Origin of the sequence: Scandinavium sp. NPDC088450, assembly GCF_044900545.1 — a bacterium.
Taxonomy (GTDB): domain Bacteria; phylum Pseudomonadota; class Gammaproteobacteria; order Enterobacterales; family Enterobacteriaceae; genus Scandinavium.
The window spans coordinates 47,762-62,277 of sequence record NZ_JBJDNI010000021.1 but is presented as its reverse complement, the minus strand read 5'-3'; the positions used below and the strand labels follow the sequence as shown (position 1 = coordinate 62,277).

12 protein-coding genes are annotated in these 14,516 nt (G+C 53.3%); 4 read left to right on the top strand and 8 right to left on the bottom strand.

What is annotated here, in order from left to right; translation table 11 throughout:
- Nucleotides 1–141 precede the first annotated feature (141 nt).
- The gene (locus ACI2I2_RS17405; protein WP_404659023.1) at nucleotides 142–1,542 is read right to left on the bottom strand and encodes a diguanylate cyclase; all 1,401 of its coding nucleotides are present in this window, start codon (nucleotides 1,540–1,542) and stop codon (nucleotides 142–144) included.
- A gap of 543 nt (nucleotides 1,543–2,085) precedes the next feature.
- On the opposite strand from ACI2I2_RS17405, the gene ACI2I2_RS17400 reads away from it, so the two are divergent.
- Together ACI2I2_RS17400 and ACI2I2_RS17395 are read left to right on the top strand one after the other, a co-directional pair.
- Entirely contained in the window at nucleotides 2,086–2,367 is a 282-nt protein-coding gene (locus tag ACI2I2_RS17400) for a YjcB family protein (protein WP_330983750.1), read from the top strand.
- 145 nt (nucleotides 2,368–2,512) lie between these two features.
- The gene (locus ACI2I2_RS17395; protein WP_404659022.1) at nucleotides 2,513–4,054 is read left to right on the top strand and encodes a transglycosylase SLT domain-containing protein; all 1,542 of its coding nucleotides are present in this window, start codon (nucleotides 2,513–2,515) and stop codon (nucleotides 4,052–4,054) included.
- A gap of 43 nt (nucleotides 4,055–4,097) precedes the next feature.
- On the opposite strand, the gene ssb1 is transcribed toward ACI2I2_RS17395, so the two are convergent.
- On the bottom strand, nucleotides 4,098–4,625 hold the full coding sequence (ssb1, locus tag ACI2I2_RS17390) for a single-stranded DNA-binding protein SSB1 (RefSeq protein WP_404659021.1): 528 nt from the start codon (nucleotides 4,623–4,625) through the stop codon (nucleotides 4,098–4,100).
- 248 nt (nucleotides 4,626–4,873) lie between these two features.
- Between ssb1 and uvrA the strand changes: the two genes are divergently transcribed.
- The gene (uvrA, locus tag ACI2I2_RS17385; RefSeq protein ID WP_404659020.1) at nucleotides 4,874–7,696 is read left to right on the top strand and encodes an excinuclease ABC subunit UvrA; all 2,823 of its coding nucleotides are present in this window, start codon (nucleotides 4,874–4,876) and stop codon (nucleotides 7,694–7,696) included.
- Here the strand turns inward: uvrA and ACI2I2_RS17380 are convergent, their stop codons facing one another.
- The 5 genes from ACI2I2_RS17380 to dnaB all read right to left on the bottom strand — a co-directional run bounded on the left by ACI2I2_RS17380 (nucleotide 7,697) and on the right by dnaB (nucleotide 13,038).
- On the bottom strand, nucleotides 7,697–8,050 hold the full coding sequence (locus ACI2I2_RS17380) for an MmcQ/YjbR family DNA-binding protein (RefSeq protein ID WP_330983759.1): 354 nt from the start codon (nucleotides 8,048–8,050) through the stop codon (nucleotides 7,697–7,699).
- A 141-nt stretch (nucleotides 8,051–8,191) separates the two neighbouring features.
- Nucleotides 8,192–8,908 carry an acid phosphatase AphA gene (gene aphA / locus ACI2I2_RS17375; protein ID WP_330983760.1) on the bottom strand — a complete coding sequence of 239 codons (717 nt, stop codon included), beginning with the start codon at nucleotides 8,906–8,908 and terminating at the stop codon, nucleotides 8,192–8,194.
- Nucleotides 8,909–9,115: 207 nt separating this feature from the next.
- Nucleotides 9,116–10,309: an aromatic amino acid transaminase gene (tyrB, locus tag ACI2I2_RS17370; RefSeq protein ID WP_404659019.1), complete on the bottom strand. Its 1,194-nt coding sequence runs from the start codon at nucleotides 10,307–10,309 to the stop codon at nucleotides 9,116–9,118.
- Between the two features lie 188 nt (nucleotides 10,310–10,497).
- Nucleotides 10,498–11,580 (bottom strand): alanine racemase, encoded by a 1,083-nt coding sequence (alr, locus tag ACI2I2_RS17365; protein ID WP_404659018.1) that lies wholly within the window; start codon nucleotides 11,578–11,580, stop codon nucleotides 10,498–10,500.
- A 42-nt stretch (nucleotides 11,581–11,622) separates the two neighbouring features.
- Nucleotides 11,623–13,038: a replicative DNA helicase gene (gene dnaB / locus ACI2I2_RS17360; RefSeq protein ID WP_404659017.1), complete on the bottom strand. Its 1,416-nt coding sequence runs from the start codon at nucleotides 13,036–13,038 to the stop codon at nucleotides 11,623–11,625.
- Nucleotides 13,039–13,118: 80 nt separating this feature from the next.
- Between dnaB and ACI2I2_RS17355 the strand changes: the two genes are divergently transcribed.
- Complete coding sequence (locus ACI2I2_RS17355) at nucleotides 13,119–14,102, top strand: quinone oxidoreductase (RefSeq protein WP_404659016.1); 984 nt, start codon at nucleotides 13,119–13,121, stop codon at nucleotides 14,100–14,102.
- Between the two features lie 170 nt (nucleotides 14,103–14,272).
- Here the strand turns inward: ACI2I2_RS17355 and pspG are convergent, their stop codons facing one another.
- The gene (pspG, locus tag ACI2I2_RS17350) at nucleotides 14,273–14,515 is read right to left on the bottom strand and encodes an envelope stress response protein PspG (RefSeq protein WP_330983767.1); all 243 of its coding nucleotides are present in this window, start codon (nucleotides 14,513–14,515) and stop codon (nucleotides 14,273–14,275) included.
- Nucleotide 14,516 lies beyond the last annotated feature (1 nt).

The following is a 14,516-nucleotide window of genomic DNA, read 5'->3' as shown; positions in this document are numbered from 1 at the left end:
ACTAAAAGTGAGGCTGTCGTTTTTATTAAGTCTGCTATTTATTAAGGTTTGTTAACCCTATTGTTTAAAACTGAACCAAACAATCCTTTAAGCCAAACCCAATAAGAATAGCAGGCGATGAGGTCATCACCCCCTGTTTACTCACAAAGAAGGAAGCGAGGCGACCATTGTTTTACCGCGGCCAGTACGTTTTGCCTCATACAAGGCATTATCGACAAGCTTTAATAACACAACTGCTTCGTGGTTATTCTGGCATACAGCAATAACGCCCGCGCTAAAAGATAGGGTAAGGGAGACATCACCCATACAGAAAGGCTGATGTTGCAGTTGCGCACGTAGCTTGTCGGTAAACGCAATGGCATGTTGAGGATCGGCTACCGGCAGCAACAGCAGAAACTCTTCGCCACCTAAGCGGCCAAATATCGGCGGCTCGTCACATTGGGAACGAATGCGCTCGCAGAAATAAATCAGCGCTTCGTCACCGATATGGTGCCCCCAACAATCATTAATCTGCTTGAAATGGTCAAGATCAATCATCACCAACACAAAATGCGTATCGTGCTGTTCCTCCTCACATTTTTCTACCGAGTGCTGCAAACGCTCCAGAATCGCCAGACGGTTATAACAACTGGTCAGAGCATCCGTGGTAGCCTTTAATTCCAGCAGATGTTCCGCCCTTTTGCGCTCGGTAATGTCGACACCAATGTTCAGTATTTCGCCATCGGGAAGCATAATATTTGACCATAATGTCGCCAGGATCGTGCCATCGCGACGGCACGGGTACCATTCGTTCATCTCCAGGCTAGGAGAGACGTTGACCGATTCGCGGACCCTTCGCCTGACTTCGGGCTCGGGGTAAAACAGCGCCAGCGGATCAGCACTCTGATTAATTTCCTCCAGCGTCCAGCCAAAAACGCGCTCACACTCACCGTTCCATAAAATACAGCGGTTATTTTTATCGAATGAATTCATTAACACCGGAGCACGATCAAAAAGAATACGATACTGATTGACGATATTCTGCAATTCCAAAGCTGTTCTTTCTCGCGATATTAATTCAGTTATGTAATCACGTAATTTGTCAGCAATAATCAATGCCACGCTACGTAAAACGGCGGGTGCGAATAAAGACTGATCAAAGGCCAAAAAGAGAAACGCTTGCGAAGTATCCTGCAGCGGGGTTATTCGGCAAAGCACGCCACATTCTAATTCCCTTGAGAGAAAATTATCGTCGCAATAGAGCAGCTTACCGACATCCTTGTGCCAGCATTTAACGCGCCAATGCACCTGCTGCTGTCGCAACAAGTCGAGTAAGCGTTGCGCCCCGCCGTTGGCATTGTCCGGGTCGCCCAGCACTTCCAGCTGACAGGTCTCCTCATTTTCCAGCATTATCCAGGACAGACGGGCGTCCATCACATGATGAATGTGGCTCAATACCTCGCTCAGCGAATGCCGGGCCGTTAACCCAGGCATGAGTTTTGCCAGACGGTGCAGGCTACGCTCTGCATCGTTGATTGCTGTGTGTAATCTTTCTTTCTTCATTTTTTCAATCACAGGTTTGTTAATGACAAATCCTGCAATGAATAAATCAGATACCGATTCGCATGATTAAGCACAAGTTAATCATGAAGGTGTACGCTCAGAAAAACAAAAACACGCTGTGTTGTCTTGGTAACATGACAAAAAATAAAATAACCAATGAAATCAATAGCTGATTAATTGATCGCAAGTAAAATTAATTGTCCAGCAAGCATAAGCCATGACGTTTGTGCTGTAAATAATGTACACACGCTAAACTTTAGGGTTGACGGCTATCTCACTGAAATGTCGAACAACCCGGCCCTGCGTTCGCCACCGATATATTCTTCAAATCAATATGTCATCGGGTCACCCACGCAAAAACAGATAAAAAGATACGTTCTCCCCATGGCGAATAAATCCACAAATGTGATATAGTTCACACATCTTATGAAACACAAAACATTGTTTCATTTTGTCGTGAATGCCTGCTGCTAGCCAAATCGTGATGCCACCGATGAGCAACACCGAGCTACCGCCGGCTTAGTCTCTCAGAGGATACGTTTCATGGTTTCTGTCACCACTGGCGTCGTGCTTTTACGCTGGCCCTTAGTGAGCGCTGTGCTGATGTTTCTGGCCAGCACGTTGAATATTCAGTTCCGCAAATCAGATTACGCCGGACTGGCGGTCATCTGCAGTCTCTTCGGCCTTGCTGCCGCCTGTTGGTTTGCGACCGGCTTGTTAGGTATCACGCTCATCGACATGAGCCTCGTCTGGAACAACATTAAAGACGTGATGATGGATGTGATGAGCCAGACGCCACCAGAATGGCCGATCGTCATGACCTGATGCAGGCATATGATCAGAAGGAAGCGCTTCCTGTTTCAGGAGGCGTTTTTTTTCGCCCGATTTTGTGCTTCTTGCCTCGTCATTTCCTGCTTGCGCCCGCGACATTGACTAAAATAAGAACAGTACCCCTCTGGAGCGTTGCATCATGCACAGGCTCACTTTTCAGCGCAGCTTTGCCGCGCTACTCACGTTGCTGACCACACTTCTGGTTGTTACCCCGGCTTGTGCCGCTGATTCAAACGCTCCTGCCGCAAAAACAGATGAATCCCTCCCGCTTGAAGTCAACATGGACGAGGTGCTGCAACCCTGGAAAGGCGATCTACAAGGCATGCTTGATCGTCGGGTGATCCGTGTCCTGACAACCTACAGTAAGACCTTTTTCTTTATCAATAAAGGGACACAGCGAGGACTGACGCATGATGCTTTTATTCAGTTCGAACAAGCGTTAAACCAGCAACTGGCTAAAGACGACAAGCTCGAACATCGCCATCTCAAGGTGAGGATCCTCTTCGTGCCCGTCTCTCGCGATCAGCTGTTCACTGCGCTGAATGAGGGGAAAGGTGACATCGCGGCAGCCAATCTTACCGTGACGCCTTCCCGGGAGAGTCAGGTCGCCTTCACCCACTCTTTATACCCAAACGTGAAAGAGCTGTTACTCTCTGGCCCCTCTTCGCCAACGGTGCAAAATCTTGATCAACTCTCAGGCAAGACCGTCTTTGTCCGCTTCTCTTCCAGCTATTACGAAAGCCTGAAGGCGTTGAACGATCGTTTTGCCAAAGAGTCCCGTCCACCTGTCAAACTCGAAGCCGCGCCGGAATCACTGGAAGATGAAGATCTGATCGAAATGCTCAACGCCGGGCTGATCCCGTTGATCGTCGTCGACCGCCATAAAGCCCTTTTCTGGAAACAAGTGTTCCCAAAAATCCAGGTGCATGAAGACGTCATCCTTCGCGATCATGCGGATGTTGCCTGGGCTGTACGCAAAGACGATCCTCAGCTTCTTGCCCTGCTGAACACTTTTGTTGATAAGAATAAAAAAGGCAGCAAACTCGGCAACACCCTGCTGCTGCGCTATCTGAAAAGCGCCGAATATGTCAAAGATGCCGCGTCAGAAAAAGAACGCCGCAAATTCCTTACGATGGTGGATTTGTTCAAGAAATACGGGGAGCAGTACCAGGTTGACTGGCTACTGATGGCGGCACAAGGTTACCAGGAATCACGTCTTAATCAGACCGTGCGCAGCCCGGTGGGTGCCATTGGCGTGATGCAGGTGATGCCACGCACCGGCAAGGAACTGGCCGTAGGCGATATTCGTAGCGTCGAGCCGAACATCCATGCAGGCATCAAATACATGCGCTTTATGATTGATCGTTATTACGCCGATGAGCCGATGACGCCACTGGACAAGGCGCTGTTTACCTTCGCCTCTTACAACGCTGGCCCCGCACGTATCGCACAACTTCGTGCTGAAACGAAAAAACGAGGGTTTAACGAAAACGTCTGGTTTGGCAATGTGGAGAATGTGGCGGCGGAAAAAATTGGTGCGGAGACGGTGACCTACGTCAGCAACATCTACAAGTACTATGTCGCCTATCGATTGATCATGGACGAGGTCGCTCGCAAGAAACTGGCCACGAAACTCCCGCCCGCTGCGCCACCTGCGGCTATAAAAGCAAAAGCCTCGTAAACGAGGCTTTTGTTCATCAACGGATCGCGTCTGAAGGGTTAAATCAGAACGGGATATCGTCGTCGAAGTCCATTGGCGGTTCGTTGGACGGAGCCGGAGCAGAAGACTGCTGCGGACGAGCCTGCGCGCCGCCGCTGAACTGGTTGCCGCCTTGCGGCTGCTGTGGCTGGCCCCAGCTTCCGCCCTGCTGCTGGCCACCGGCTGCTGGTGCACCGCCGCCCTGACGGCCGCCGAGCATCTGCATGGTGCCGCCGACGTTAACCACGACTTCAGTGGTGTATTTTTCAGCACCGGCCTGGTCAGTCCATTTGCGGGTACGCAGCTGGCCTTCGATGTAGACCTGAGAGCCTTTACGCAGATATTCACCGGCCACTTCCGCCAGTTTGCCAAACAGCACAACACGGTGCCATTCAGTCTGCTCTTTCATTTCACCGGTCGCTTTATCGCGCCAGGATTCAGAAGTAGCCAGCGTAATGTTGGCAACTGCACCACCACTCGGCATGTAGCGTACTTCCGGGTCCTGGCCCAGATTACCGACGAGAATCACCTTGTTTACGCCTCTGCTGGCCATGACTGTGTCTCCTGAAAAGAATATCTAAATAGTTTAAGCCGGGGATTGTAGCATTACAAAGTGCCCGTTTGATAGTTTGCGAGTCTGATTCCAGGTTTCATTGATGGACAGACTTTGTTGCAGCGAAACCCTGAAGCTGGATTCCAGTACTGTATATTCATTCAGGTTAAACTGTGTCATAATTAGCCGTTTCTGCCGTTTGTCCTTCAAGCAAACCAGGCATTCCGAGTCTCTACCGGGAAAGGTGAATGGATAAGATCGAAGTTCGGGGCGCCCGCACCCACAACCTCAAAAACATCAACCTCGTCATCCCTCGCGACAAATTAATTGTCGTGACCGGGCTTTCGGGGTCAGGTAAATCTTCGCTGGCGTTCGATACGCTGTATGCCGAAGGGCAGCGGCGCTATGTGGAATCGCTGTCCGCCTATGCGCGTCAGTTCCTGTCGCTGATGGAAAAACCGGACGTTGACCACATTGAAGGGCTGTCACCCGCCATTTCAATTGAGCAAAAATCAACGTCGCATAACCCGCGTTCTACCGTGGGGACCATCACTGAAATTCACGATTACCTGCGTCTGCTGTATGCCCGCGTGGGCGAGCCGCGCTGCCCTGACCACGATGTCCCGCTGGCCGCGCAAACCGTCAGCCAGATGGTGGATAACGTCCTGTCGCAGCCGGAAGGCAAGCGCCTGATGCTGTTGGCCCCGGTTATCAAAGAGCGTAAAGGCGAGCACACCAAAACGCTGGAAAACCTGGCTAGTCAGGGGTATATCCGCGCACGTATTGATGGTGAAGTCTGTGACCTTTCCGATCCCCCGAAACTGGAACTGCAGAAGAAGCACACCATTGAAGTGGTGATTGACCGCTTTAAGGTGCGAGACGATCTCACCCAGCGCCTGGCAGAATCTTTCGAAACCGCACTGGAGCTCTCCGGCGGTACCGCTGTCGTCGCCGACATGGACGATCCGAAAGCCGAAGAACTGCTGTTCTCGGCCAACTTTGCCTGCCCGATTTGCGGCTATAGCATGCGTGAACTGGAACCGCGTCTGTTCTCGTTCAACAACCCGGCGGGGGCTTGCCCAACCTGCGATGGCCTGGGCGTGCAGCAATATTTCGATCCGGATCGCATCATTCAGAACCCTGAGCTGTCCCTTTCAGGCGGTGCCATCCGCGGCTGGGATCGCCGTAATTTCTATTATTTCCAGATGCTTCGCTCACTGGCGGAACATTATGAATTTGATGTGGAAGCCCCGTGGGGCAGCCTGAGCGCGCACGTGCAAAAAGTCGTGTTGTACGGTTCAGGTAAAGAAACCATTGAATTCAAATACATCAATGACCGTGGCGACACCTCGGTACGCCGCCATCCGTTTGAAGGCGTGCTGCATAATATGGAGCGTCGCTATAAAGAGACTGAGTCCAATGCGGTGCGCGAGGAACTGGCGAAATTCATCAGCAATCGCCCGTGTACCAGCTGTGACGGCACACGTCTGAACCGCGAAGCGCGCCACGTGTTTGTGGAAAACACCGCGCTGCCGACTATTTCAGACATGAGCATCGGTCACGCCATGGATTTCTTCAACAACATGAAGCTTTCCGGGCAGCGTGCAAAAATTGCCGAAAAAGTGCTGAAAGAGATTGGGGATCGCCTGAAGTTCCTCGTCAACGTAGGCCTTAACTACCTGACACTTTCCCGTTCCGCAGAAACCCTCTCCGGCGGCGAAGCGCAGCGTATCCGTCTGGCAAGCCAGATTGGCGCGGGCCTGGTCGGGGTGATGTACGTGCTGGATGAGCCGTCCATCGGCCTGCATCAGCGCGATAACGAGCGTTTGCTCGGCACGCTTATCCATCTGCGTAATCTCGGCAACACGGTGATTGTGGTTGAGCACGATGAAGATGCGATTCGCGCCGCAGATCATGTTATCGACATCGGCCCTGGCGCGGGCGTTCACGGCGGTGAAGTGGTTGCGGAAGGCCCGTTAGAAGCCATTATGGCGGTGCCTGAATCGTTGACCGGCCAGTACATGAGCGGCAAGCGTAAAATCGAAGTGCCGAAACAGCGCGTTCCGGCCAATCCGGAAAAAGTCCTCAAGCTGACCGGCGCACGTGGCAACAACCTGAAAGACGTCACGCTGACCGTGCCGGTTGGGCTGTTCACCTGCGTGACCGGCGTGTCCGGCTCCGGGAAGTCTACGCTGATTAACGACACGCTGTTCCCGATAGCACAGCGCGCACTCAACGGCGCGACTATCGCTGAACCTGCGCCGTACCGTGATGTCTCGGGTCTTGAGCATTTCGACAAAGTTATCGACATCGACCAGAGCCCAATCGGCCGTACACCCCGCTCTAATCCGGCAACCTATACGGGCATTTTCACGCCTGTTCGCGAGCTGTTTGCTGGCGTGCCGGAATCCCGTGCTCGCGGGTATACGCCGGGCCGCTTCAGCTTTAACGTGCGCGGTGGGCGTTGCGAAGCCTGTCAGGGCGATGGTGTTATCAAGGTTGAGATGCACTTCCTGCCGGATATCTATGTGCCGTGCGACCAGTGCAAAGGCAAACGCTATAACCGCGAAACGCTGGAGATTAAGTACAAAGGCAAGGCCATCCACGAAGTGCTGGATATGACGATTGAAGAAGCACGCGAGTTCTTTGATGCCGTACCAGCGCTGGCGCGTAAGCTGCAAACGTTGATGGATGTCGGCCTGACTTACATTCGCCTTGGGCAATCCGCAACAACATTGTCCGGTGGTGAGGCCCAGCGCGTGAAACTGGCGCGTGAGCTGTCAAAACGCGGTACGGGCCAGACGCTCTATATCCTTGATGAGCCGACCACCGGTCTGCACTTTGCGGATATTCAGCAACTGCTCGACGTCCTGCATCAGCTGCGTGATCAGGGCAACACCATTGTGGTGATTGAGCACAACCTCGACGTGATTAAAACCGCAGACTGGATTGTTGACCTCGGTCCGGAAGGCGGTAGCGGCGGCGGGGAAATCCTGGTTTCAGGCACGCCAGAAACCGTGGCAGAGTGCGAAGCCTCGCACACGGCACGCTTCCTCAAACCTATGCTGTAATCAGTCTGAAAGCTGCTGTCGGACCGCTTCCGGCAGCAGCCCCATCGCCTGCTGATAAGAGGCATCCACCAGGTAGTAAATCTGCGAATCCGGCAGCGTTCCGTCGAGATAAACGGTGCTCCAGTGTGCTTTATTCAAATGCTGGCTTGGCCGGACATCGCCGTGCTGTTGGCGCAGCAAGTCTGCCAGTTCAGGGCTGGTTTTCAGTGACGTCGCCGGGCGACCTTCCACCTCTTTCACCATCGCAAACAACACGTCTGAGACTTTAATCTGCGTGGCTTTCCAGTCGCTGTGAACGCTCTGTTCCGCACCGGGCTTGCTCATGCAATATTGCAGTAACTCCGAAATGGTCATCGTTATTCCCCTTGTAGCCCAGCGGCACGATGCCGCGTTCTGCCATGAAGATCTTCTGACTAAGTGTGCAGCAAGTCGGGGGAAAGGGGAAACGAAACTGATTAAAAAAACGGCACACCTGACGTCTGCCGTTTTCTGCGATCAATATTCGGAATTAACGATAACTTCTTCGCCGTACGCACCGGCATTTGGCAACGGTTTGTAGGTCGAGTTTGAAGCGCGTAAAACACGGATGCCACGGGCTCCAACGTCATGGGCAGCGGTGATATCGTTATCTGAGTCACCGTAAAACAGCTTGATGTTCTTGCTCTGCAACCACTGCGTTTTGGTGTTTTGACCCGGCTCATCCCCGGCGAAAATCACAGGGTTCATGTTGGCCGCAGGGATCAAGAAATCGTCTTGCAGGGTTTTCGTTACGGTTTCGGTTTTGGTCTGGCTACGGCCAGTCACAAAGTAGATGCTGTCGCCACGCTTCACGTGCATCGCAATCAGTGAGCGAGCCACTTCTTTCGGGATGCTGAATTCGTCCCAGCCGTTGTTCATTTTTTCCCAGAACTCCGGGTTCTTCAGATAGGCTTCACTTTCTGGTGAATACGTTTTTTTACCGCGCCAGAAACCGGGGCTTGAGAACAGCACGGTGTCATCAATATCGAATCCTACGGCCATCGGCGGGCGACCTAACAGGCTGTTTTCTATTTGCGCCACAGAAACCCAATGAATGGGCGCTTGTTCGGCGAGCTTCGCGACATTTGTCCCCACGTACAGCGGAGATGGCGAGGAAGCGTGGGCATCGACAACAGCGCTGTTTAAGGTAAACAGCAAACAAACGGCGCTAAGCGCCAGGCTAATTTTGCGCATTTTTATCCCTGAATGAGCCAGTTTTTATTTTTTCGAAGAGGATGACTGCCCAGCAGTCAGGTTGACCTTAACCGCGCGAACACATGAAGGGAAGGAATATTGACGATTAATGTCATAGAAAAGGGTGATGATCACAAACCCTTACTGTTGCCAGGACTTTAAACACGCTGGCCTTGCCTTAACGCAAAAGCCAGCGTAAGTGAGCACTTACATTACAGCAGAGAACGCCTGGGCAACACGCTGAACGTTACGCGAGTTGAGACCCGCCACGCACATACGTCCGCTGGAAATCAGGTAGACGCCAAACTCTTCACGCAGACGATCGACCTGAGCAGCGCTCAGCCCGGTGTAGCTGAACATGCCGCGCTGCTTCAGCAGGTAATCAAAATTCCCCTCCGGCATCGCCTGCTTCAGCACTGTCACCAGTTCCTGACGCATCGCCAGAATACGGGTACGCATGGCTTCTACTTCCGCCAGCCAGGAGGCTTTCAGGTCAGCATTGTTGAGCACAGTCGACACCACCTGTGCGCCAAAATTCGGCGGACTGGAGTAGTTACGGCGCACTGTGGCTTTCAGCTGGCCAAGCACGCGGCTGGCCACTTCGCTGTCTTCACACACGACAGAAAGGCCGCCCACGCGCTCGCCATACAGAGAGAAAATTTTGGAGAACGAATTGCTGACCAGCACGGGCAAGCCTGCGCTGGCAATGGTGCGAATGGCGTACGCATCTTCTTCCATGCCTGCGCCAAAGCCCTGATAGGCGATGTCGAGGAACGGGATAAGGTTGCGTGCTTTCAGGACTTCCGTCACCGCATCCCACTGGGCATCGGTGAGATCCGCACCGGTCGGGTTGTGGCAGCAAGGATGCAGCAGAACAATATCTTTTTCTGGCAGGCTATTGAGCTTTTCCAGCAGCGCTTCGAAACGCACACCGTTGGTGTTTTCATCAAACCATGGGTAAGTACTTACTTCGAAGCCAGCCCCTTCAAATATGGCGATGTGGTTTTCCCAGGTTGGGTCACTGACCCACACTTTTGAACCTGGGAAATAACGTTTGAGGAAATCAGCCCCTACTTTCAGCGCACCGGAACCGCCCAGCGTCTGGATGGTCGCCACGCGATTTTGCGCCAGCACCGGGTGATCGGCACCAAACAATAAAGGTGCGATACCGTTGCGGTAAGTGTTCAGACCTTCCATCGGCAAATAAACAGAAGCCCCGTGCGGCGCAGCATTCAGACGCGCTTCCGCTTCAGCAACCGCCTGTAATTGCGGAATGATACCGTCTTCATTGTAATAAAGACCGATGCTGAGGTTCACTTTGTCACTACGGGAGTCTTCTTTAAATTTTTCCATCAGCGAGAGGATGGGATCGCCAGCGTAGGCGTCAACTTTCTGAAACACGCGATGATTCTCCAGGGTTACACAGGGCAGGAATCACCACAATAAACCGGATGCAGGGGAAGATCGAGAGGATGTTAACGCCTGGAACACGGAAAGGCCTGGTATCGCTGCGCACAACAGGCTTACAAACAATCATTCGTCAAAAGAGATATGAGCCCGGCCAGCGTAGCGCCGCCGGGCGAAGAACGTTACTTGTCCAGATACTGCATCGCCACCCGTGATGTCAGGCGCGTGATAAGTTCGTAAGCACTTACTTTCGTGATTTCAGCGATACGTTCAACCGGCAGGCCTTCGCCCCATAGCACGACGCTATCACCTGCTTTCTCTTGTGCTTCTGGCCCCAGATCGACGCAAATCATGTCCATCGCCACACGGCCAACAATCGGCACTTCACGTCCGTTGACCAGCACTGGCGTGCCTGTTGGTGCCGCGCGTGGATATCCGTCGCCATAGCCCATCGCCACTACGCCGAGACGCGTATCGCGTTCACTGGTCCAGGTTCCACCATAACCGACGGGTTCACCTGCTTTATGTTCGCGTACTGCGATCAGGCTGGAAGTCAGAGACATCACTGGTTTGAAGCCAAAATCCTCGCCCCACGGCTTGCCTTCCAGCGGCGATACGCCGTAGAGAATGATGCCCGGACGAACCCAGTCGAAATGCGACTGCGGGAACAGCAGAATACCGCCGGAAGCGGCAATGGAACGCTGGCCCAGCTTGTCTTCGGTAAAGGTGGTGAAAATGTCGAGCTGCTGTTCGGTCGCGCCACACTCAGGCTCATCTGCACGCGCAAAATGGCTGACCACGTTCACCGGCTGGCGTACATTTTTGCACTGACTCAGGCGCTGATAAAACGCCGTGGCCTCTTCCGGTCGAACGCCCAGACGGTGCATGCCGGTGTCGAGTTTCATCCAGACCGTGATAGGTTCAGGCAAATCAGCCTGCTCCAGCGCTTCAAGCTGTTCAGGATTGTGGACAGCCGTTTGAAAACCCTGAGCGGAAATCAGTGGCAGATCGCTGGCATTGAAAAAACCTTCCAGCAGGAGCACAGGCTGGCGAATGCCGCCTTCTCGCAGGCGCACAGCCTCTTCCAGGCGGGCGACGCCAAAAGCATCGGCGTCGGGGAGCGTTCGCGCAGTCTCCAGAAGACCGTGTCCGTAGGCGTTCGCTTTCACGACCGCAACGAGCTTACTGGCGGGCGCCAGTTCACGCAGGCGTTGCAGATTGTGTCGCAGAGCGCGGCGGTTAATGACTACAGTTGCCGCTTGCATTTGAATTCCTTGCCTTAAAAATGAAGATCCTCAGCCGAGGATTTATTCGTCGTCGTATTGTGGGCCTGCGTAGTTATCGAAACGCGACCATTGTCCGTTAAAAGTCAGACGTACTGTGCCGATGGGGCCGTTACGCTGTTTACCCAGGATAATCTCGGCAATCCCCTTCAGATCGCTGTTTTCGTGATAAACCTCGTCACGATAGATAAACATGATCAAGTCGGCATCCTGCTCGATGGAGCCGGATTCACGCAGATCCGAGTTCACCGGGCGTTTATCCGCACGCTGTTCCAGAGAGCGGTTAAGCTGCGACAGCGCCACCACCGGTACATGCAGCTCTTTCGCCAACGCCTTGAGGGAGCGAGAAATTTCAGCAATTTCAAGGGTACGGTTGTCTGACAGCGACGGCACACGCATTAATTGCAGGTAGTCGATCATGATAAGCCCGATGCCGCCGTGTTCTCGGGCAATACGGCGCGCGCGGGAACGCACTTCTGTCGGCGTCAGGCCGGAAGAGTCATCAATGTAGATGTTTCGTTTTTCGAGCAAGATGCCCATGGTGCCGGAGATACGTGCCCAGTCTTCATCGTCAAGCTGACCAGTACGAATACGGGTCTGGTCGACGCGCGACAATGAGGCAAGAGAACGCATCATAATCTGTTCGGAGGGCATCTCGAGACTGAAGATAAGCACGGGCTTATCCTGCAACATCGCCGCATTTTCGACGAGGTTCATTGCAAACGTGGTTTTACCCATCGACGGACGAGCCGCGACGATGATCAGGTCCGACGGCTGCAAACCGGCAGTCTTTTTATTCAGATCGTCATAGCCCGTGTTGACCCCAGTGACACCATCGTGCGGTTGCTGAAACAGCTGTTCGATACGCGCAACGGTGGCATCCAGCACATCGGCGATATTTTTCGGGCCTTCGTCTTTATTGGAGCGGCTTTCCGCGATTTTGAAAACACGGGACTCAGCGAGATCCAACAAGTCTTCACTGGTGCGCCCTTGTGGGTCAAAACCGGCTTCGGCGATTTCATTCGCCACAGAGATCATCTCACGAACAACGGCACGTTCACGCACGATGTCTGCATAAGCGCTGATGTTCGCCGCACTTGGCGTGTTTTTAGACAGTTCTGCCAGATAGGCAAACCCGCCGACGCTGTCCAGTTGCCCTTCCCGCTCCAGCGATTCCGCGAGCGTAATCAGGTCAATCGGGCTGCCGGTTTCCTGCAACTTCGCCATTTCGGTGAAAATATGGCGATGCGGACGGGTGTAAAAATCTTCCGCTACGACGCGTTCGGCAACGTCGTCCCAGCGCTGGTTATCCAGCATTAAACCGCCCAACACCGACTGTTCCGCTTCAATCGAGTGCGGCGGTACTTTCAACCCTGCGACCTGTGGATCGCGCTCGCGGGGTTCAGTCTGTTGTTTGTTGAAGGGTTTATTTCCTGCCATAGTGAATGGAGTTACCGGGTTAAAGAGTGGGCCGTAAGATTATCATATCTGATGCTCCTAAACGATATCTGGAGGATAGCATGGCAACGCGAATTGAGTTTCATCAGCACGGTGGGCCTGAGGTACTTAAGCCCGCAGAATTTACCCCAACCGACCCCAAAGAGAACGAGATTCAGGTGGAAAACAAAGCCATCGGAATCAACTATATAGATACTTACATTCGCAGCGGCCTTTACCCACCGCCCGCGCTACCGAGCGGTCTTGGTACCGAAGCGGCAGGGGTGGTCAGTAAAGTCGGCAGCGGCGTAAAACACATCAAAGCGGGCGACCGCGTGGTCTACGCACAATCGGCTCTTGGGGCTTACAGTACTGTGCACAACGTGCCCGCTGATAAAGCCGCTATCCTCCCCTCAGCAATCTCTTATGAACAAGCCGCGGCTTCTTTCCTGAAAGGGCTGACGGTGTTCTATCTGCTGCGCAAAACGCATGAAATCAAACCGAATGAACCGTTCCTGTTTCATGCAGCGGCCGGGGGTGTGGGGCTTATCGCCTGCCAGTGGGCGAAAGCTTTGGGCGCACAGCTGATTGGGACTGTTGGCTCAGCACAGAAGGCACAACGCGCGTTACAGGCCGGAGCCTGGCAGATCATTAATTACCGGGAAGAAAATCTGGTTGAGCGAGTGAAAGAGATAACCAACGGTAAAAAGCTGCGGGTGGTGTATGACTCGGTCGGCAAAGACACCTGGGAAGCCTCGCTCGATTGCTTGCAGCGCCGTGGCCTGATGGTAAGTTTTGGCAATTCGTCTGGCGCGGTGACGGGCGTGAATCTGGGGATCCTGAACCAGAAAGGGTCACTGTTCGTGACCCGCCCTTCTCTTCAGGGTTACATCACTAACCGGGAAGAACTGGCCGAAGCAAGCAATGAACTGTTTTCGCTGATAGCCAGCGGCGTTATCAAAGTGGATGTGGCCGATGCGCAGAAATATCCGTTGAAGGATGCGCAGCGAGCGCATCAGATTCTGGAGAGCCGGGCGACAGAAGGGTCTAGCTTGCTGATCCCTTAAGAGTGCGGATCGGTACAAATTATTAGGGCTTCCCGAAGGAAGCCCTGTTTTTTTATCGTTCGCTGTATGTAGGGTACAGCGCGATGAATTCGTTAGTCTGGTAAGCATGACAGAGTTATGACGCGCTGCCTATGCTGGCCTTTCCAGGTTGTGACGAACTCCGCAAACCCTTAATAACGCCACCGATCGTCGCGGCGATACTGCGGCACTTTTGGCGCTTTCACCGCCCTGATGATCCACACCACGGCGACCGCCAGCAGCAGCCACGGCAGCAATTTGATCATCAGCGCTATCAGGCCACCGAAGAACATCAGCACGGTAGCCACCACAATCGCCGCCAGAATGCCCAGCACAGACACGCCAGTCACCAGCAGCATGACGAAAAATCCAATGATAAATAACAGTTCAAACATG

Excerpts from the sequence above, each read along its gene's own strand:
- ACI2I2_RS17405 (WP_404659023.1), bottom strand. The coding sequence starts at position 1,542 with ATGAAGAAAGAAAGATTACACACAGCAATCAACGATGCAGAGCGTAGC.
- ACI2I2_RS17400 (WP_330983750.1), top strand. The coding sequence starts at position 2,086 with ATGGTTTCTGTCACCACTGGCGTCGTGCTTTTACGCTGGCCCTTAGTG.
- ACI2I2_RS17395 (WP_404659022.1), top strand. The coding sequence starts at position 2,513 with ATGCACAGGCTCACTTTTCAGCGCAGCTTTGCCGCGCTACTCACGTTG.
- ssb1 (WP_404659021.1), bottom strand. The coding sequence starts at position 4,625 with ATGGCCAGCAGAGGCGTAAACAAGGTGATTCTCGTCGGTAATCTGGGC.
- uvrA (WP_404659020.1), top strand. The coding sequence starts at position 4,874 with ATGGATAAGATCGAAGTTCGGGGCGCCCGCACCCACAACCTCAAAAAC.
- ACI2I2_RS17380 (WP_330983759.1), bottom strand. The coding sequence starts at position 8,050 with ATGACCATTTCGGAGTTACTGCAATATTGCATGAGCAAGCCCGGTGCG.
- aphA (WP_330983760.1), bottom strand. The coding sequence starts at position 8,908 with ATGCGCAAAATTAGCCTGGCGCTTAGCGCCGTTTGTTTGCTGTTTACC.
- alr (WP_404659018.1), bottom strand. The coding sequence starts at position 11,580 with ATGCAAGCGGCAACTGTAGTCATTAACCGCCGCGCTCTGCGACACAAT.
- dnaB (WP_404659017.1), bottom strand. The coding sequence starts at position 13,038 with ATGGCAGGAAATAAACCCTTCAACAAACAACAGACTGAACCCCGCGAG.
- ACI2I2_RS17355 (WP_404659016.1), top strand. The coding sequence starts at position 13,119 with ATGGCAACGCGAATTGAGTTTCATCAGCACGGTGGGCCTGAGGTACTT.
- pspG (WP_330983767.1), bottom strand. The coding sequence starts at position 14,515 with ATGTTTGAACTGTTATTTATCATTGGATTTTTCGTCATGCTGCTGGTG.